This window comes from Pseudomonas floridensis (assembly GCF_002087235.1).
Classification (GTDB): Bacteria; Pseudomonadota; Gammaproteobacteria; order Pseudomonadales; family Pseudomonadaceae; genus Aquipseudomonas; species Aquipseudomonas floridensis.
The window spans coordinates 61,018-78,541 of the sequence record NZ_MUIO01000079.1 but is presented as its reverse complement, the minus strand read 5'-3'; the positions used below and the strand labels follow the sequence as shown (position 1 = coordinate 78,541).

The 17,524-nt window shown below is 60.0% G+C and carries 20 protein-coding genes; 7 read left to right on the top strand and 13 right to left on the bottom strand.

Translation table 11 applies throughout. The features are described 5' to 3' along the window. Nucleotides 1-89 precede the first annotated feature (89 nt). The 5 genes from BZK31_RS19880 to BZK31_RS19860 form a co-directional block, all read right to left on the bottom strand. Nucleotides 90-1,916: an ABC transporter ATP-binding protein gene (locus tag BZK31_RS19880; protein WP_083184717.1), complete on the bottom strand. Its 1,827-nt coding sequence runs from the start codon at nucleotides 1,914-1,916 to the stop codon at nucleotides 90-92. Then, nucleotides 1,909-2,541 (bottom strand): DsbA family protein, encoded by a 633-nt coding sequence (locus BZK31_RS19875; RefSeq protein ID WP_083184715.1) that lies wholly within the window; start codon nucleotides 2,539-2,541, stop codon nucleotides 1,909-1,911. The genes BZK31_RS19880 and BZK31_RS19875 overlap by 8 nt, the downstream gene beginning before the upstream one ends. A gap of 3 nt (nucleotides 2,542-2,544) precedes the next feature. Next, nucleotides 2,545-3,483 (bottom strand): oxygen-dependent tRNA uridine(34) hydroxylase TrhO, encoded by a 939-nt coding sequence (gene trhO / locus BZK31_RS19870; RefSeq protein WP_167378062.1) that lies wholly within the window; start codon nucleotides 3,481-3,483, stop codon nucleotides 2,545-2,547. Nucleotides 3,484-3,683: 200 nt separating this feature from the next. Next, a complete protein-coding gene (locus BZK31_RS19865) occupies nucleotides 3,684-3,977 on the bottom strand; it encodes a BolA family protein (RefSeq protein WP_083184712.1) in 294 nt (97 codons plus the stop codon). A 12-nt stretch (nucleotides 3,978-3,989) separates the two neighbouring features. Next, on the bottom strand, nucleotides 3,990-4,517 hold the full coding sequence (locus tag BZK31_RS19860; protein WP_024688982.1) for a DUF2059 domain-containing protein: 528 nt from the start codon (nucleotides 4,515-4,517) through the stop codon (nucleotides 3,990-3,992). Between the two features lie 169 nt (nucleotides 4,518-4,686). On the opposite strand from BZK31_RS19860, the gene BZK31_RS19855 reads away from it, so the two are divergent. Both BZK31_RS19855 and BZK31_RS19850 read left to right on the top strand, forming a co-directional pair. Continuing rightward, on the top strand, nucleotides 4,687-6,081 hold the full coding sequence (locus BZK31_RS19855) for a class II fumarate hydratase (protein WP_083184711.1): 1,395 nt from the start codon (nucleotides 4,687-4,689) through the stop codon (nucleotides 6,079-6,081). Then, on the top strand, nucleotides 6,074-6,688 hold the full coding sequence (locus BZK31_RS19850; RefSeq protein ID WP_083184709.1) for an NAD(P)H-dependent oxidoreductase: 615 nt from the start codon (nucleotides 6,074-6,076) through the stop codon (nucleotides 6,686-6,688). Before BZK31_RS19855 ends, BZK31_RS19850 begins: the two co-directional genes overlap by 8 nt. An 18-nt stretch (nucleotides 6,689-6,706) precedes the next feature. Here BZK31_RS19850 and BZK31_RS19845 read toward each other — a convergent pair whose 3' ends face one another. Next, a complete protein-coding gene (locus BZK31_RS19845; protein WP_083184707.1) occupies nucleotides 6,707-7,666 on the bottom strand; it encodes a DMT family transporter in 960 nt (319 codons plus the stop codon). A gap of 99 nt (nucleotides 7,667-7,765) precedes the next feature. Continuing rightward, nucleotides 7,766-8,368, bottom strand: coding sequence for a tRNA-uridine aminocarboxypropyltransferase (locus BZK31_RS19840; RefSeq protein ID WP_083184705.1), 603 nt, complete (start codon nucleotides 8,366-8,368; stop codon nucleotides 7,766-7,768). 211 nt (nucleotides 8,369-8,579) lie between these two features. Here BZK31_RS19840 and BZK31_RS19835 point away from each other — a divergent pair, with 211 nt between their 5' ends. Beyond that, nucleotides 8,580-8,894 (top strand): hypothetical protein, encoded by a 315-nt coding sequence (locus tag BZK31_RS19835; RefSeq protein ID WP_083184703.1) that lies wholly within the window; start codon nucleotides 8,580-8,582, stop codon nucleotides 8,892-8,894. A gap of 85 nt (nucleotides 8,895-8,979) precedes the next feature. Here the strand turns inward: BZK31_RS19835 and BZK31_RS30300 are convergent, their stop codons facing one another. Continuing rightward, nucleotides 8,980-9,102, bottom strand: a complete 123-nt coding sequence (locus BZK31_RS30300) for a PA1414 family protein (RefSeq protein ID WP_102136517.1) — start codon at nucleotides 9,100-9,102, stop codon at nucleotides 8,980-8,982. A gap of 181 nt (nucleotides 9,103-9,283) precedes the next feature. Continuing rightward, the gene (locus BZK31_RS19830; RefSeq protein WP_167378060.1) at nucleotides 9,284-10,648 is read right to left on the bottom strand and encodes a DNA recombination protein RmuC; all 1,365 of its coding nucleotides are present in this window, start codon (nucleotides 10,646-10,648) and stop codon (nucleotides 9,284-9,286) included. A 761-nt stretch (nucleotides 10,649-11,409) separates the two neighbouring features. Here BZK31_RS19830 and BZK31_RS19825 point away from each other — a divergent pair. The 4 genes from BZK31_RS19825 (at nucleotide 11,410) to BZK31_RS19805 (ending at nucleotide 14,607) form a co-directional block, all read left to right on the top strand. Further along, nucleotides 11,410-11,715, top strand: a complete 306-nt coding sequence (locus tag BZK31_RS19825) for a hypothetical protein (RefSeq protein WP_083184699.1) — start codon at nucleotides 11,410-11,412, stop codon at nucleotides 11,713-11,715. Between the two features lie 482 nt (nucleotides 11,716-12,197). Continuing rightward, the gene (locus BZK31_RS19815) at nucleotides 12,198-12,422 is read left to right on the top strand and encodes a hypothetical protein (protein WP_083184807.1); all 225 of its coding nucleotides are present in this window, start codon (nucleotides 12,198-12,200) and stop codon (nucleotides 12,420-12,422) included. 270 nt (nucleotides 12,423-12,692) lie between these two features. Further along, nucleotides 12,693-13,172, top strand: a complete 480-nt coding sequence (locus BZK31_RS19810; protein WP_083184697.1) for a hypothetical protein — start codon at nucleotides 12,693-12,695, stop codon at nucleotides 13,170-13,172. A gap of 151 nt (nucleotides 13,173-13,323) precedes the next feature. After that, on the top strand, nucleotides 13,324-14,607 hold the full coding sequence (locus BZK31_RS19805; protein WP_083184695.1) for an OmpP1/FadL family transporter: 1,284 nt from the start codon (nucleotides 13,324-13,326) through the stop codon (nucleotides 14,605-14,607). 124 nt (nucleotides 14,608-14,731) lie between these two features. Here the strand turns inward: BZK31_RS19805 and BZK31_RS19800 are convergent, their stop codons facing one another. The 4 genes from BZK31_RS19800 to BZK31_RS19790 all read right to left on the bottom strand — a co-directional run bounded on the left by BZK31_RS19800 (nucleotide 14,732) and on the right by BZK31_RS19790 (nucleotide 17,524). Then, nucleotides 14,732-15,283 carry a glutathione peroxidase gene (locus tag BZK31_RS19800; RefSeq protein ID WP_083184693.1) on the bottom strand — a complete coding sequence of 184 codons (552 nt, stop codon included), beginning with the start codon at nucleotides 15,281-15,283 and terminating at the stop codon, nucleotides 14,732-14,734. Between the two features lie 65 nt (nucleotides 15,284-15,348). Then, complete coding sequence (locus BZK31_RS30295) at nucleotides 15,349-15,471, bottom strand: hypothetical protein (protein ID WP_279628814.1); 123 nt, start codon at nucleotides 15,469-15,471, stop codon at nucleotides 15,349-15,351. Next, nucleotides 15,468-16,676, bottom strand: coding sequence for an MFS transporter (locus tag BZK31_RS19795; RefSeq protein WP_083184691.1), 1,209 nt, complete (start codon nucleotides 16,674-16,676; stop codon nucleotides 15,468-15,470). Before BZK31_RS19795 ends, BZK31_RS30295 begins: the two co-directional genes overlap by 4 nt. Before the next feature lie 116 nt (nucleotides 16,677-16,792). Then, nucleotides 16,793-17,524 carry an adenosylcobinamide-GDP ribazoletransferase gene (locus BZK31_RS19790; protein WP_083184689.1) on the bottom strand — a complete coding sequence of 244 codons (732 nt, stop codon included), beginning with the start codon at nucleotides 17,522-17,524 and terminating at the stop codon, nucleotides 16,793-16,795.

The window sequence follows — 17,524 nt, the reverse complement described above, 5'->3', positions numbered from 1 at the left end:
TGAGCAGAGCCTAGGCTAAATCCGCCCATGATGGCAGGTGATTTTTTCGGATTTGACACAACGTTCGTGTAAATACGGGGCGTAATCACTCAGATTTGTTGCAGATGACCGTACAGCTTGGCGTAAAGGCCACCATCGGCGATCAGCTGCTGGTGCTCGCCATCTTCGGCAATGCGTCCGCCGTCGAACACCAGTACGCGGTCGGCCTGTTTCACGGCCGAGAGCCGATGGGCGATGATCAGCGTGGTGCGGCTGCGCAGAAAGCGCGCCAGCGCTTGATGAAGGTTGTATTCGGTGGCGGCATCCAGCGCCGAGGTCGCTTCGTCGAGAATCACCACCTTGGGATCGGACAACACCATCCGGGCAATCGCCATGCGCTGACGCTGCCCGCCGGACAGACGAACCCCGGAACGCCCTACGACACTATCCAGACCATCGGGCAACTCGCGAATCGCAGGTTCCAGTTGCGCCACTTCCAACGCCCGCCAGCAGGCCTCATCGGAACAATCGCGGCCCATGGTCAGATTGGCCCGCACGCTGTCGTTGAACAGGGCTGGATGTTGCAGCACCACCGCAACGTTCTCGCGTACCCGCTCCAGGCCGATTTCCTGTTGGGAGGCACCGCCAAAACGAATCGTCCCGGTTTGAGCGGTGTATAAGCCGAGCAGCAATTGCACCAGCGTGCTCTTGCCGCCTCCGCTGGCACCGACGATGGCGACTTTTTCACCTGGTGCGATGGTCAGGTTCAACTGATCCAGCACCAGGTCCTCGCCATAACCGAAACTGACACCGCGCACTTCGATGCCCACCGTTTCGTGCCCCTCGAACGGATCGACCGTACCGGCGTACTGCGGCTCGTCGCCACGGGCAAGCAGCTCGTTGATGCGGGTCAAGGCACCGCCTGCCGCGTAATAGGCGTATTGCAGATTCAGCAGCTGTTCGACCGGCGCCATCATGAACCAGAGGTAGCTGAACACCGCGAGCATCTGGCCGATAGACAGGTCTGAGAACAGCACGGTGAGCATTGCCGCGGCACGAAAGATATCGATGCCGAATTGAAACAACAGGCCGCTGGCGCGTCCGGAGGCGTCGCTTTTCCATTGTGAGTTGATCGCGTAGTCACGCACTTCCTGAGCTTTCAGGCCCAGACGACCCAAGAAAAACCCTTGGCGATTGCCTGCGCGAACTTCCTGAATCGCCTCCAGCGTCTCGCTCAACGCCTGAGTGAAACGCGAGGTGCTGTCGTTCTCCAGCTTCTTCAGGTGCTTGACGCGCTTGCCCAGCTTGACCGTGACAAAGATCACCAGCGGGTTGAACAGCATGATCAGCAGCGCCAGCTTCCAGTGCATCCACATCAGAATACCCGCGGTGCCGGCCAGGGTCAGCGTGGCGACCAGGAAGCGGCTCAGGGTTTCGCCGACGAACTTGTCCAGTGTGTCCAGATCGGTGACCAGGTGAGTCGTCACCATGCCGCTGCCCAGGCTTTCATATTCACGCAGGGAAATGCGTTTGAGCCGCTCGATCAGGCGCAGACGGATGCGATAGACAATGTCCTTGGCCAGCCGGGCGAACAGCCGGGCCTGCAACACGTTGAACAATAAGGCACCGGCTCGCAGCACCAGGGTCAGCAACAGCATCAGGCCAATATAGCCCGCAGCCTTTTGCAGGCCGTCGGGCAACAGGTGATCCATGACCTTCAGGGCCGCATCGCCACGCCCCAGCAATACTTCATCCACCAGCAGCGGCAGCAGCAACGGAATCGGCACGCTGCACAGCGTCGCCAGTATCGCCACGCCATTGGCGATCCACAGGGCCTTCTTGTGCCGCAGGGCGAGCCTGCGAATTTCGGCCCAACTCAGCGCATCGCGACGCGTGCCTTCTGGATTGAGCGAACTGCCCGTTGAGTCATCACGCACTGGCCGCACGCTCCAGCCATCGGCCGAGCAACGGCGACAGTTCACTCAAGGGTTGATAACCGTTGGTCAGCAGCGCCAATTGGCCATTGCGCTCAGCCAGCAAGGTCGGGAAGCCCGCAATGCCCAGGTCTTGCGCCCAGGTGAAGTCGGCAGCCGTCGCTGCCTGTTGCGCAGAACTGTCGAACGCGTCGGCGAACTGCTGACGCGACAGACCGGCCTGCTCCGCGAGTTCGGCCAGCACGGCCGGACGGGTCACGTCCCTGCCTTCGACATAGAACGCGGCCTGGATCAGCTTGACCAGCTCCCAGGCACGCTGCGGGTCCAGCGATCGCGCAGCAGTGACGGCCAGACAGGCGGGCGTGGTGTCGTAGACAAAACCGTCCGGCAACGCACCTTCATGGCGAAATGACTGGCCAGTGGCCTGCTCGACGGCCTGCCAATGCTCCAGAATGTAGCGCCGCCTGGAAGCTTCCAGCGGCGCCGCTTCGGAGCGCAGGCCGCCCATGACCAGATGCAGCGACACGCCCGCCGCCCGAGCCTGCAGCACCAACGCATCGGCGACGGGGGCGAAGCCCCAGCACCACGAACACATAGGGTCCATGACATAGATCAGGCGGGCGGACATGGCTCAGGCCTCGGATGGCAGACGGTAATTGCGACCGATCGGATGAGGCTGGTTGCGCGCCTTCGCCAGTTCGATCTGCTTCTGCCGGTCGATAGCGCTGCGACGGGTTTTCTCGCTCAGCGAATCCCAGCAATGCGGGCAGCTTACACCGGGCGAATAATGCTCGCTGGCGCGGTCTTCGGCGCTGATCGGAGTACGGCAGGCGTGACACTGATCGTAGTCGCCTTCGGTCAGGTCATGGCGCACGGTGACACGATTGTCGAAGACAAAACAGTCGCCGCGCCACTGACTTTCTTCCTGCGGCACTTCTTCCAGGTATTTCAGGATGCCGCCCTTGAGGTGATACACCTCTTCGAAGCCCTCGCCCAGCATGTAGCTCGAAGCTTTTTCGCAGCGAATGCCGCCGGTGCAGAACATCGCGACCTTCTTGTGCACCGCCGGGTCGAAGTGCGCCTTGATGTACTCGGGAAACTCGCGGAAGGACGTAGTCTTGGGATCGATGGCGCCTTCGAAGGTACCGATGGACACTTCGTAGTCGTTGCGCGTATCTATCAGCAGGACCTCGGGATCGGCGATCAGCTCGTTCCAGTCCCTGGGCTCGACATAGGTGCCCACGGCCTTGTTGGGGTCGACGCCCTCGACGCCCAGGGTCACGATCTCTTTCTTGAGTTTGACCTTGGTGCGATAGAACGGCTGCTCGTCGCAGTAGGATTCCTTGTGGTCGATGTCGACCAGCCGCGGGTCGCTGCGCAACCAGGCCAACAGGCCGTCGATGCCCTCGCGGCTGCCGGATACCGTACCGTTGATGCCTTCATCGGCAATCAGCAATGTGCCCTTGATGCCATTGTCGACCATGGCCTTCAGCAGCGGCTCGCGGAACTCGACGTAGTCGCTGAGGGTGACGAATTTGTATAGCGCGGCCACGACGATCGGCTGAGTCATCGGCTCTTGAGTCATGTATCTCTCCAGGTGGCGACCCTCGCAAAGGGCCTACCGGACAATAAATTCTGAACGAAAAAACGCACCGGCCAGGCGGCGCGGTGCGGATTCTAGCAAAACCGGAGTTGTACAGGCAGGTCGGGAGATTGATTTACATCAACGGCCCGACCGCGTGACCACCGTCATCATCGCCCCGAACGGGATCAATGACCGCCAGCGCAGGTCGGCGAGGCCGGCGCTGCGCCGGTCCTGGCCCACTCTTCAGGCGTGTAGGTGTGCAAGGCCAAGGCATGAAACTCGCCCATCAGCGCTCCCAGCGTGGCGTACACCTTCTGATGACGCTTGACCGAGTTCAGACCCTCAAACTGGTCGCTGACCAGAATGGCCTTGTAGTGCGTCTGCTCGCCGCGACTGTGCATGTGGCTCTCATCGAGCACTTGCAGGTGATGCGGCTGCAGCAGCGCCAGCGCCGATTCGATACGTGTTTGCATAGTCATGACGGGATTCGCTTAAGGCTTCTTGGCCGGAGCCGGAGCCGCTGCCTTGGCAGGTTCCAGTTCGGCGGTCATGTCGGCGAGCAGCTTGTTGACGACCGGCACTGCGCTCTCCAGCTTGCCCTGAGTCAGCTGGGCGGATTGCTGGGCCAGCTCAGGCATTTTGGTCATCACTTTCTTGCCCAGTGGCGACTGGTAGAACGCAACCAGGTCCTTGAGCTCGCTTTCGGTGAAGTTGGCGGTGTAGAGCTTGACCATTTCAGGCTTCAGCTTGTTCCAGCCAATGGCCTGATCCAGAGCAGTGTTGGCTTTGGCCTGATAGGTTTCGAGCAAGGCCTTTTTCGAGGCAGGTGCCTTGGTTTCGGCGAAGCGCTGGGCGAACATCTGCTGCACTTGGGCGTAGACCGGAGCGCCCAGGCGATCGGCGTTGGCAAGCTTCAGGAACGTTTCGGCGCTCGCGTTGTGACTGGCGGTGTCAGCGAGGACCTGGCCACTGGCACAGACCAGAGCTACCGCGGTACAAATGGCACGAAGACGGGTCATCGAGTTTCCTTATCTAGCAAACGAGGCATTACCCCAGGGCCGACCATTCTGCGCTTATGTGGGCTTTTGGCTCAACCCCCGGCTCGCCGAGCGGTTAAAAAGCAATGAATGGGAACCCTGTTCCCATATGGACGCCTAACCCTGCAATGCACTTAAAGGAGTAAGCACAGTGAGCCGCACAGAAACCGACAGCATCGGCCCGATCGAAGTCCCCGAAGACGCCTACTGGGGAGCCCAGACCCAACGCTCACTGATCAACTTTGCCATTGGGGATCAGCATATGCCGTTGCCGGTGCTGCACGCCCTGGCGCTGATCAAGAAGGCCGCCGCACGCGTGAATAACCGCAATGGTGACCTGCCCGCCGACATCGCCCGCCTGATCGAACAAGCTGCCGACGAAGTGCTGGACGGGCAGCATGATACCCAGTTCCCGCTGGTGGTCTGGCAGACCGGCAGTGGCACGCAGAGCAACATGAACGTCAACGAGGTTATTGCCGGACGCGCCAACGAACTGGCCGGCCAGGGCAAAGGCGGCAAGTCGCCCGTTCATCCAAACGACCATGTGAATCGTTCGCAGAGTTCCAACGATTGCTTCCCGACCGCAATGCACATCGCCACCGCTCAGGCCGTCAAAGACAAGCTGTTGCCAGCCATTGCCGAGCTGTCCGCCGGACTCGCCGAACAGTCGGCCCGACACATGAAGCTGGTCAAGACCGGCCGCACACACATGATGGACGCAACGCCGATTACCTTCGGTCAGGAACTGTCCGGTTTCGTCGCGCAGCTGGATTACTCGGAAAAAGCCATTCGCGCCACGCTGCCTGCGGTCTACGAACTGGCCCAGGGCGGTACGGCCGTGGGCACCGGTCTGAACTCGCCGAAAGGCTTCGCCGAAGCCGTGGCCGCAGAACTGGCCGCGCTGTCGGGTCTGCCGTTCGTCACTGCGCCCAACAAGTTCGCCGCACTCGCGGGCCACGAACCGTTGACCGCGCTGTCTGGCGCGCTGAAGACGCTGGCCGGCACCCTGATGAAAATCGCCAACGACCTGCGTCTGCTGGGTTCCGGCCCGCGTGCCGGGCTGGCCGAAGTCAGGCTGCCTGCCAATGAACCCGGCAGTTCGATCATGCCCGGCAAGGTCAACCCGACGCAGTGCGAAGCGCTGTCAATGCTTGCCTGCCAGGTGATGGGCAACGATGTGACCGTGGGATTCGCTGCAAGCCAGGGCCACCTGCAATTGAACGTCTATAAGCCAGTGATCATTCACAACATCCTGCAATCGATCCGTCTGCTGGCCGACGGCTGCAGCAACTTCAACGAACACTGCATCGCCGGGATGGAGCCGGACGCCGAGAAGATGGCCGAACACCTCGAGCGCGGCCTGATGCTGGTCACTGCGCTCAATCCGCACATCGGCTACGACAAGTCGGCGCAGATTGCCAAGAAGGCCTACGGCGAGGGGCTGACCCTGCGTGAAGCGGCGCAGTCACTGGGTTATCTGACGGATGAGGAGTTCGACGCCTGGGTGCGCCCGGACAAAATGCTCGAGGCTGGCAGCAATGGCTGATGCCAAAAGTGGCGCCACGCCACTGGAAGGCAGCGGCAAACGCATTCTGATGGTCTATGGCACGCCCAAGACCATCAGCCTGTGCCACGCGCTCGGTGAGGCCTACACACAGGGCGCGCGCAGTGAAGGCCATGTGGTCCGGATCCTGAAACTGGGGGAGCTGGACTTCGATCCTGTGCTGCACAATGGTTACGAACAGAGCCAGACGCTGGAACACGACCTGCTCGAAGCCCAGCGTCAGATCCACTGGGCCGAGCATCTGGTGTTCGTCTATCCGGTCTGGTGGGGCGGTCTGCCAGCGCTGCTGACCGGTTTTTTCGATCGGGTGCTGACGCCCGGGTTCGCCTTCAAGGCCCATGGTCGCAGGCATCCGTCCAATGAGTTGCTTAGAGGAAGGACTGCGGAGCTGCTGGTGACCATGGACACCCCGCCCCGCTATTTTCACTGGATCTATGGGGCGCCTGCGCATCGACAGATGATCCGCACCATTCTCGGCTTCTGCGGTGTCAAGACCCGGCGCCTGACCGAGTTCGCGCCGGTTCGCACCTCAAGCGAAGAACAGCGCCAACAGTGGCTGCATCATGCGTTGGCGCTGGGCAAACGCTGAAACGGGCGTCAATCGGTTTTACGCCTGCGCCAGCCTCGCTCTTCTGGCCCGCAGCCCGGCAACCAGCGACGGCCCCAACGCCGTCAATGCGGACCCCAGGACCACCAGCAGCGCACCGCCGTATCCCACCGCATTGATCTCTTCGGCCTGCACATACGCCGGCCACAACCACGACGCAATAGCCACCGATGCCAACGTGATCAAGGGCGTGAGGGCCAGTGTCGCACTCACCCGTGACGCTTCCCAATGCGCCAGCGCTTCGGCGAAGGCACCGTAGGCCACCAGTGTATTCAGGCAGCAGGCCAGCAACAGCCAGCCCTGCAATGGACTCAACTGCAACGCCTCGGCAGGGTGTGCCCACGGCGTGATTAACAACGCGCAGAACAGGTAGATCACCATCATGACCTGCAGCGAGTTCCAAACGGTCAGCAGTTGTTTTTGGCTCAAACCGTAAAAGGTCCAGACCAGCGACGCGAGCAGGACGATCAGCACGCCGGTGGTGTATTCGCTCAACGACGTCAGCAACTCCACCAGCCGCTGATTGAAGAACAGCCCGAAGCCGATCAACAACACGGCCAGACCTATCCCCTGCCCGATGCTGAAACGCTCCTTGAACAGAAAAATGCTGCTGATCAGCAGCAGAATCGGTCCGATCTGGATGAGCAGTTGTGTCGTACCAGGGCTCAGCATGCGCAGACCGACCAGATACAGCATGTAATTGCCCACCAGTCCCAGCACCGCCAGCAGCACCAGCACCTTGCCCTTGCGCCCGAGCAGCGTGAAGCTGGGCAAACGCTTGACCGACGCCAGCCAGACGAACAACACGGCTCCGGATACGGACAGCCGGAACCAGGTGACGGTCACCGGATCCATTGCCTGCAGGACCTGTTTGAGTTTGACGGGCAAAATGCCCCAGAGCAGAGCCGTCAACAGAGCAAGGCAGAGGCCATACACCCAGCGGCCAGAAGAGATATGCATCGGGCATTCCGAAAGACAGGACAAGACGTCTAATTCTAGGCGCTGATCCGCAAAGCGACAGTTACAGCTGCGCAGGGTTATCGCAGCCAATTGTTTTACTTATGCCGACCGGTCGCCATGGTTGCGCTGGTAAGTGTCTTCTCCCATCGCTTGAATCTGAGCGTCTATCAAGGCATCGAACGGCTTGAGCAACGCCTCGAAGGACGCAGGTGCTTCCAGCGTTTGCAGCGCATGAACAATGGCCTCCAGCGTTGACAGGGCATCAGGACCCGGTGCCTTGCGCAAGCGATAGCGGGACGGCGGCGCGTCGTCCAGCGTCACTCGCGGCAAGGCTGCCAGCGCCGGATTGAGGTGCAGCAGCTTGCGCGCCTTGCGCCAAGTGCCGTCTGGTACCACCAACAATGTGGGCAGCGCTCCCTGCGGCTCGCGCACCAGCGACTGAGCGCCTTCGCCGGGAAACAACAGCCGGGCCTGATAACCGGACAGGCTGAGCAATGTGTCCAGGTCATCGAACACTTCACCGACCCGCAACTGCGCATTGATCAGCCCGAGCGCCGCCAGACGCGCAGTATTCAGCGCGTGCCCCACCTCGCTGGAGTGTTGCAGAATCAGCACCCGAGTGCGGCTGTCCAGTTGCGGAATCAACGCACACAGGCAGTATCGGACAGGCCGCAGGCAACGTTCACATCGGGCTCGGGACATCGGATCAACACTGCTCGCTCGGGACTCGGTGACAGAAAGCTCGACCGACAAAGCGTGCCGCCTGTCGAGTAACGCCGCAGTTTAAACAACTCGACATCTTTGCGCCGGAGCAATCAGCGGCTGCGCTTGAGATTTGAGCTAGCCTCAATGCACAGGGCTGGTGACATGAAGTCCCCCTGCTGGATCATCACGATCAACGTCAGGGGTTCTCATGAATCGCGAGGGAATCAAACAAAGGGTGCTGGACGCGCTGGGCGTGATTCTGGTGGACAAAGCCGAGATCCGCGATGACGCCACCTTCAAGGACCTGGTGCTGGATGACGAAGATGTGGAAACGCTCTTCAGTCAGCTGGGCAGCGAATTCAACTTCGAATTTCCGGAATTCATCCGCAAACGCGCCATCCATAAACCCGAACACCTGTCATTGCCGATGGTCGTGGACCTGATTCTGCTCATGCAGCAAGAGTCGTCGAAAGATGGAGAAAACGAGAGGAAAACCGATCGACACGCCCCTTGGCGGCGCTGAGCGTATGGGTTCGTATCGGGACGCGGGTGCGCCCCGGTGATGTAGCGTCCTGCACTGCCCTTGCGACAACGCTGGCCGGTAAAACCTATCGGCGCGGGCGGCGACGCGAGTCGTCAGTACGAACCGGAATGGGCTGTAGCTTTGGTCGCTCGATCAGACCCAGCGCAACACCCAGATCATGGAGCCAGTCTTGCAGTTTGCTGTTCATAAAGCCCCCTTCAGGGAAAACGCGGCAACCAACCTGTGCTGATCACTCAATAGAGATCATAGAAGCATGTGGTCGATTCGCCGAGCATTAAGGAAAACAATTTTCCCGATATGGGCAATGTGACAGCTGTGCGGTTTTCCATCCAGCCTTTGCGACGGACGGCAATGCCCGGACTGACGAATCAATCCGGCAACCGGACCAGACCGTCATCATCGGTCATCGCACGCTCCAGCAGATCGGGTGGCAGACTCTTGCTGGCACGTGCGCCCAACAGCTTGAGTTGCTCACTGCGACTGACCAGATTTCCGCGGCCTTCGGTCAGTTTGTTGCGCGCTGCCGAATACGCCTTGTCCAACTGCTGAAGCCGACTGCCCACTTCGTCCAGATCCTGAATGAACAGGACGAACTTGTCATACAGCCAGCCAGCGCGCTCGGCGATCTCGCGAGCGTTCTGACTCTGGCGTTCCTGCTTCCACAGGCTGTCGATAACGCGCAGCGTGGCCAGCAGCGTGGTAGGGCTGACGATCACGATGTTGCGGTCGAAGGCCTCTTGAAACAGATTCGGCTCGGCCTGCAGCGCTGCGGAAAACGCCGCCTCGATGGGCACGAACAGCAACACGAAATCCAGACTATGCAAGCCTTCGAGTCGTTTGTAATCCTTGCCCGACAGCCCTTTGACGTGATTGCGCAGCGACAGCACGTGCTGTTTCAGTGCTGCCTGACCGATCACCTCATCGTCTGCCGACACATACTGTTGATAAGCCGTCAGGCTGACTTTGGCGTCGACCACCACCTGCTTGTCGCCCGGCAGCATGATCAGCACGTCAGGCTGAAAGCGCTCGCCGTCCGGCCCCTTGAGGCTGACCTGGGTCTGATATTCCCGGCCTTTTTCCAGACCGGCGTGTTCCAGCACCCGCTCCAGAATCAGCTCACCCCAGTTGCCCTGGGTTTTCTGCCCTTTGAGCGCCCGCGTCAGGTTGGTGGCCTCGTCGCTCAAGCGCAGGTTGAGCTGCTGCAGACGCTCCAGCTCCTTGGCCAGCGAAAACCGCTCGCGGGCTTCGTTCTGATAACTTTCCTCGACGCGTTTTTCGAACGACTGGATGCGCTCCTTAAGAGGCGTCAGCAATTGCCCCAACTGCTGCTGGCTGGTTTCGGCGAAACGTTGCTCGCGCTCATCGAAAATCTTGCCTGCCAGCTCGGCGAACTGGGCACGCAACTCGTCACGTGAGCCCTGCAGATCATTGAGGCGCTGCTGATGGCTGTCCTGCTGCTCACGCAGTTCGGCACCCAATGCGGCGCATTGCGCGTCCAGGCGGCGCAGCTCGACCTCCTTTGTGGCGCGTTCCTGACTCCAGCTCTGGGCGACATCCCGCGCGTTGTCGCACTCCTGCCGCAACAACTCGACCTCACGGCGCAGGGCGGCCAGATCCGCCTGCTTGGCGGCATTGGCCTGGCCAAGATCGCTGATCTCGTCACGACAGGCATCGAGTTGCGCATTGAGGCCATCCTGCGCCATCTGCGCCATGCTCAAACGCTCGTCCAGCAGTGCCGTATCGGCCTCGCGGCGAGACAAACGGCGCTGCAAGTGCCAGACCCACGCCAGCAACGGCAACGCTGCGGCGCCAAGGCCCAGCAGCAGGCTGTTCAGGTCAAATGCCATAACGACTCCCTACGTGCCGATTGAATGCCAATCGCATTATGCGTAAAGCCTTGAGAAAAATAGAGGGTGCAGCAGTAGTAGCGCTTTGGGCAGAGGTCGAAGCGACAGCGCAGGGTCAAATCGGGGGACGAGATTCTACTCGCTTTCAGTGTCAGGCACACTCTCAATTCTGTGTCATTCTGGATCGGGACAATCCACAGAAGCTGTGGATAACTCAGTGGACAACACCCCTTTAACTCTCTCAAACGCAGACAGGGTGGGGCTTGCGCTCAAACTGACGATTTTTTCACCAGTTTAAAAAAACGATGTTTTTCATTGACTTAATAATTCACCATCAGAAATCAAACCCTTAGCGATGCATGTGACAGTGATGTGGCAGCTTGTGACGCTAATGTGCACAACTCTGAAACGACCGGGTTCTGGCGTGTTTCAAACCTTTGGCAGCGACCGCGCAAATGCATCGGTTTCTCAACAGGCATACGGGTTTCAGGGCTGTTTCGAGCGGCAAAAAAGAGGATCGGACGCGCACTTTCCTTCCCCTGCCTGGCACCTCGCAATCAGGTATGCGACAAAATACATTCGCCGCTGTCCAATCGAGCCTGAAAGCGCCACGCGGCCGTTCATGCTTGCCACGTTGAAGGGACACGATGAAAGAAGTCATGAAGTTGTTCGTGCTGCTGCTGGCCGTCTGCGCCATCGCCATCGGCGTGAGCATCGTGCTGCCGCCCCCGGACGGGGGCGTATTTGCCTACACCATCCTGCTGTCGGCAATTGCCATGGCGCTGATCATTTGCAACGACCTGAGCAATGGCCGGATCAACGAAGTGGGCGACATCATGCGCGCCATCGAGCGCCGCGAGTCTCGCCGCCTGACGGTCGCGGCCTACGTGCTGGGCTGCTCGATGGTCGCCGCTGCCACGGTTCTGATCTACCGAATCGCCGGGCACTGGTAGCGTGATTATTTTGCATGCACCCTTGCAATCCATTGCCAACCTGATTAGCATAGCCGCCGTTAGTACCAAGCTGAAAATCAATTCCGGTCGACAAGTCCCCCAGTGTTAGCTCTTTCCAGTGGAAGAGAATGCTGGCTACAAGGGATCGACCACCTCGATGGTTTCCAGGCATGACCCTTTCGCATTCGTGAGCCACCTTGGCGGCGTTGCAGTTACGGCTATCATGTTCTGCTTCAACCAGCCTGCAATTGATCAGGATCTTCACCCGGAGCGTCGAACCTTTGCTCCTGTTGTGTTGCCTGCCCTCCTAAGTACCTACCAGCCAGCCAGAGCGCCATACGATAAAGCGCGCTTCAACTGACTGTCTTGTTCCAGTCAGGTTCTTCGCCCCGCCAGGCTTTAATTACCCAATGCCGGCCCGCGTTTACTGGAATCTTTATTTATGCACGGTATTGTTCCGTGTTGATTCAGGAAACACCTACATGACTCACCATAACCAGACCCAACACGCCATTCATACTCTGACCAACGCTTTTGCCCCTATGAATTGCCTGATCATGGCCGCCCGCAAAGGCTGCTTCAGCTTCACCATCGTCAACGAGCACGGCATCGCCCGCCACAGCGAACGCCTGTACCCCGATCAATACGCCAGCGCCGAACCGCTGCAGGCCGTGATCGAGCGTACCCGTCAGGCGTTGACCGCTTAAGACGAACGCCACACCGCAAGCCCGAAGCCCCGCCCTCACAAGCGGGGCTTTTTATTGTCTCGGCTTCACGCCCGGCCGTCTGGCTAATCGCCAACCGATCTATCCGGTTATCGACGACGAGGCAAACAATTTAAAAACAGGCCTTTACACTGCAAATTTGACACTACACTTCAACTCGAGCGGCTCAAGACCGCTTCCGGCAGCCCTGCCCTGTTTACCGTCACCGTGCATCAGGAGCCTCCGGCCACCCTTACGAGCGCCGACAGTATTATGGGTATTGCAGCCATAGAATTATGCCGTCACGTGATCCGTCCGACCCTGGTCTATCTCGACCGCCGCAGCCACTGCGCCGAGTCACTCCTGCTGGGGATCGCCGCCAGCCAGTCCTCGCTGGGCACCGCTCTCGACAGCCGCCGAGGACACGGCCTCTACCGCATTCCCGAACCCAGTCACCAGCGACTCTGGGACGACTATCTGGCGCTGGACCCCGAGCTGGCCAGCCGGGTTCGCGGCCTGGCCAGTCAGCATGCATTTCTCAGCGGACCGCATCTGGAACTGACCGTCAACCTGCGCTACTCCACGGCCATCGCCTGGATGATGATCGAAGCCGGAAACACCGTTCTGCCCGCTGAAGATGATCCGCTGGCAATGGCCAGAATCTGGAGAAATATTTTTCAGCCGCAGGGACGCCTGAGAGATTTTGTCGCCTGCTGGAACGCCAGCGTCGCGCCCCTGTATTTATCGGCATGAGCGAAACATTGTAATTCGAAGATCGGCAGCGTTCGCTGCAAGATAGATGGATTGTCCTACAAGAATAGCTCTATCTCGGGCACTTTAGGCTATAGCGCGCCATCGAAAATGTTGGTAATTTCCGCCCGGTGATCAACAAGGAGTTCTAATAATGAAAATAATGACAAAAGCACTGAACAGGACAACGTTGGGTCTGGCCATCGGCCTGGCCTCCTCTCAGCTATTCGCTGCCGGTTTCGCACTTAACGAACAAAGCGTCAGCGGCATGGGCACCGGTTTTGCCGGCCGTTCGTCGTCTGCCGATGATGCCAGCACCGTCTTCGGCAACCCTGCCGGCATGTCCCGCCTCAAGCGCGAAGAGATCAGCGTGGGCGCGGCAGCCGTGATCGCCAAGACCGATATCGACAATGGCCGTGGCACCTTCGGCGGCAGCAACGACGGCGACATGGTCCCCGTGGTCGGCGTGCCTATGGGCTACTACGTCAAACCTATCGATGATCACTGGGCCTTCGGCCTGGGCATGTACGCCCCCTTCGGTCTGGTGACCGACTACGAAAGCGGCTTCGCAGGCCGTTACTGGGGCGACAAGAGCCACGTTCAGGTCGTGACTCTTCAGCCGACCGTCAGTTACGCCTTCAATGACAAGGTATCCATCGGGTTCGGCCCCACGATCAACCGTATCGACGGCGAGCTGACCTCCTCCACGCTCAACGCCGCAACGCCGGGCCGTAACGACGGCAAGGTGAAGATCGAAGGTGACGACACCGCGCTGGGCTTCAATGTCGGTGTGCTGGTACAGGCCACTGACACCACGCGCCTGGGCCTGACCTACCACTCCAAGGTCGATTACAAGCTCAAGGGCAAGACCAAGATCGAAGGCTCCGGCTTCGGTCCGTTCGGCGGCCAGAAATACGACGCTTCGCTGGACATCTCCACGCCTGAGTCGGTGGACTTTTCCATTACCCAGCAGATCGATGAAAACTGGACTGTCTACGCAGGCAGCACCTGGACCCGCTGGAGTCGCCTGACCGACATCACCGTCAACAACGACGGCGTTCCCCCACAACTGGGTGGCTCGGCAGGCCCGATCGGTACCATCTCCGAAGAGCAGGACTGGCACGACACCTGGGCTCACGCCATCGGTGCTTCGTACAAGGTCAACAAGGAGTGGACACTGCGCACTGGCTTCTCCGTCGACCAGGCACCGACCAACAACGTCAATCGCTCTCCACGCATCCCGACCGGCGACCGCAAGATCGTCAGCTTCGGTGCTGGCTGGAGCCCAACCGACGATCTGACCATCGACGTGGCGTACTCGTACCTGCGTGAAGACGAAGCCAAGATCCGCAACAGCAGCGCCACCAAACGCTCCTACAGCGCGGACTTCCGCAACACTGCGCACGGCGTCGGTACATCGGTCACCTATCGCTTCTGATAAACCACTGAAAACCGGCTGAAAAAAGCCCGCACGTCCTCAGGGATTGCGGGCTTTTTGCTGCCTCGTAATTGAGAAAGCGGCAGCAGCCGAATCTTTCCCGACTGCCTTTCAGCAGGCTTGATCAGGGCTTTGACGCAATCGCCTTCTCGATCGCTGCGATCAGATCGGGATCGTCCGGTTTGGTCATGCTGGAAAAGTTGGCGATCACCTTGCCCTGGCGATCCACCACATACTTGTAGAAGTTCCAGCGCGGCGCACTGCTCTGTTCGGCCAGCACTTTGAACAGGTGGGTGGCGTCGTCACCTCTCACCGCCTGCGGCTCGGTCATGGTGAAGGTTACGCCGTAATTGACGTAGCAGACCTTGGCGGTTTCTTCACCGTCCTTGGCTTCTTGCTTGAAGTCGTTGGAAGGCACACCCAGCACCTCAAGGCCCTGGCTCTTGTAGCGCTGGTTGAGTTCTTCGAGCCCTTTGAACTGGGGCGCGAAGCCGCAGAAACTTGCGGTGTTGACCACCACCATCGGCTTGCCGGCGTAGCGCTGGCACAAGTCGATGTTTTCCTTGGAGCGCAGCTTGGGCAGTTCCCCTTGCAGCAGTGCCGGGCAGTCGGCGGCCATCGCTGCGCCACTCATCGCCAGCAGCAGCAAAGGCATCGATATCAGGCGAGTATTCATCAAAAGGGCGTCCCGGAATGGATTGGGTTGTCTGCCGATACGCTACCCCAAGAAGCGCCCTCTGCCTAGCAAGCGACCATGCCCAGTTGCAGCGCGGCCAGGCCCACGTACTGCCAGGCCCACCAGACCAGCGCCAACACCGCGGCGCCGCAGACCAGCGCCACCATCAACGGCCATTGCCTGTTCACACTACACTTGCCTGCGCCTGCAGCCGCGCCACAGGGCGCTCGCGCACAGGCCAGTTGAGGGCTGCCGCCAGCAGACTGAGCAGAATTGACACTTGCCAGATCAAGTCGTAACTCCCGGTATGGTCATACACCAGCCCGCCCAGCCAGCCGCCCAGGAAAGCGCCCAACTGGTGGAACAGGAAGACGATACCACCGAGCATCGACAGATTGCGCACCCCGAACAGCGTCGCGACCGTGCCATTGGTCAGCGGCACCGTAGACAGCCACAACAGGCCCATCGCCACCCCGAACAGGTAAGCGGTGGTCTGGCTCAACGGCACCCACAGAAACAGTACGATCACTACCGCCCTCAGCAAGTACAGCAAGGTCAGCAGACGCGGCTTGGACATGCGCCCGCCCAGCCACCCGGCGGTGTAAGTGCCAAAGATGTTGAACAGGCCGATCAGTGCCAGCACGGTCGTGCCTACCTTGGCCGGCAGATGCTGATCCACCAGATACGCCGGTAGATGCACGCCAATGAACACCACCTGAAAACCGCAGACAAAAAAACCCAACGCCAACAGCCAGAACCCGGAGTGGCTGCACGCCTCACGCAACGCTTCACCCAGGGTCTGCTGGATGCCGACGGACTCGGTCGGCTTGTCCTTGAGCATACTCACCAGCGGCAGGATCAACGCCACCATCACACCCAGCACCAGCAAGGCGCCGGACCAGCCCAGCCAGCCGATCAACCCCAACGTGCCAGGCAGCATCGCGAACTGACCGAAGGAGCCCGCAGCACTGGCGATACCCATGCCCATGCTGCGCTTTTCGGCGGGCAACGCGCGTCCGACCACCCCCAGGATGACCGAGAACGACGTACCGGACAGGCCGATGCCGATCAGCAAGCCCGCACTCAGGGAGAGGGTCAGTGGTGAATCGACCATGCTCATGCACAACAGACCTACCGCGTACAGCACACCGCCAACGAACACGACTTTGGCAGCACCGAAACGATCAGCCAGAGCACCGGCAAATGGTTGCGCCAGACCCCACATCAGATTCTGCAGGGCGATGGCAAAGGCGAAGACCTCGCGGCCCCAGCCAAAGTCAACGCTCATGGGCGCGAGAAACAGACCAAAACCGTGCCTTGTCCCCAAGGACAACGCGAGAATCAGTGCACTCCCGAGCAGTATCCAGCCACTGGTACGCCAGACCGATGTCATTATTGTTGTGCTCCCGAAACCGAAATGCGTGGATATACCCGTAAATGGATAGAGGCGAAATTACGCTCCAGCGCTGGAGCCTGTCAATCAGTTATCGGGCGATTTCCGAGTGGCAATCAGCGCAGCGCCACCGCCAACAGCGCGGTCACTTCCAGCAGTTCAAGCAGCGCACCGGCCGTGTCACCAGTGGTGCCGCCAAGCCGAAGGATCATCAATTGGCGCAGCCAGAGAAAACAGAGCATAGCCGCCAGCACGGCGATCAGCCCTGACCAGCCTGCCAGCAGAACGCAAGCTGCCATGCTGATCAACAGCACCCGGCGTGCAGCACTGCGCGGCAGGTGATCCGCCAGCGCCTGACCAAGACCGCCAGCGCGCACGTAAGGCGTACTCAGAAACAGGCCCAGTATCGCGCTGCGCCCAATCAACGGGGCCAGCAGCAACGCGATACTGTGACCGTTGTCGATCAGCGCTAGGATGGCGGTGAACTTGAGCAGCAGCACCAGCACCAGCGTCACGACGGCAATAGGCCCGCTGCGCGGGTCTTTCATGATGGTCAGGGTGCGTTCGCGATCACCGAAACCGCCGAGCCAGGCGTCGGCGCTGTCAGCGAGACCGTCCAGGTGTAACGCGCCGCTCAACAGCACCCAGGCACACAGCAGCAGCGCGGCGTGCAACATCGAAGGCGTGCCCTGAAGCAAAACGTCGAGGCCCATCAGCACAATGCCGAACAGCGCACCCACCACCGGATAGAACAGCAGCGAGCGACCGTTTTCCTCAGAGCACGGCATGCCCGGAAGGCGAACCGGCAGACTGCTGAGAAACTGCAGGGCGATCCAGAACGGCAACAT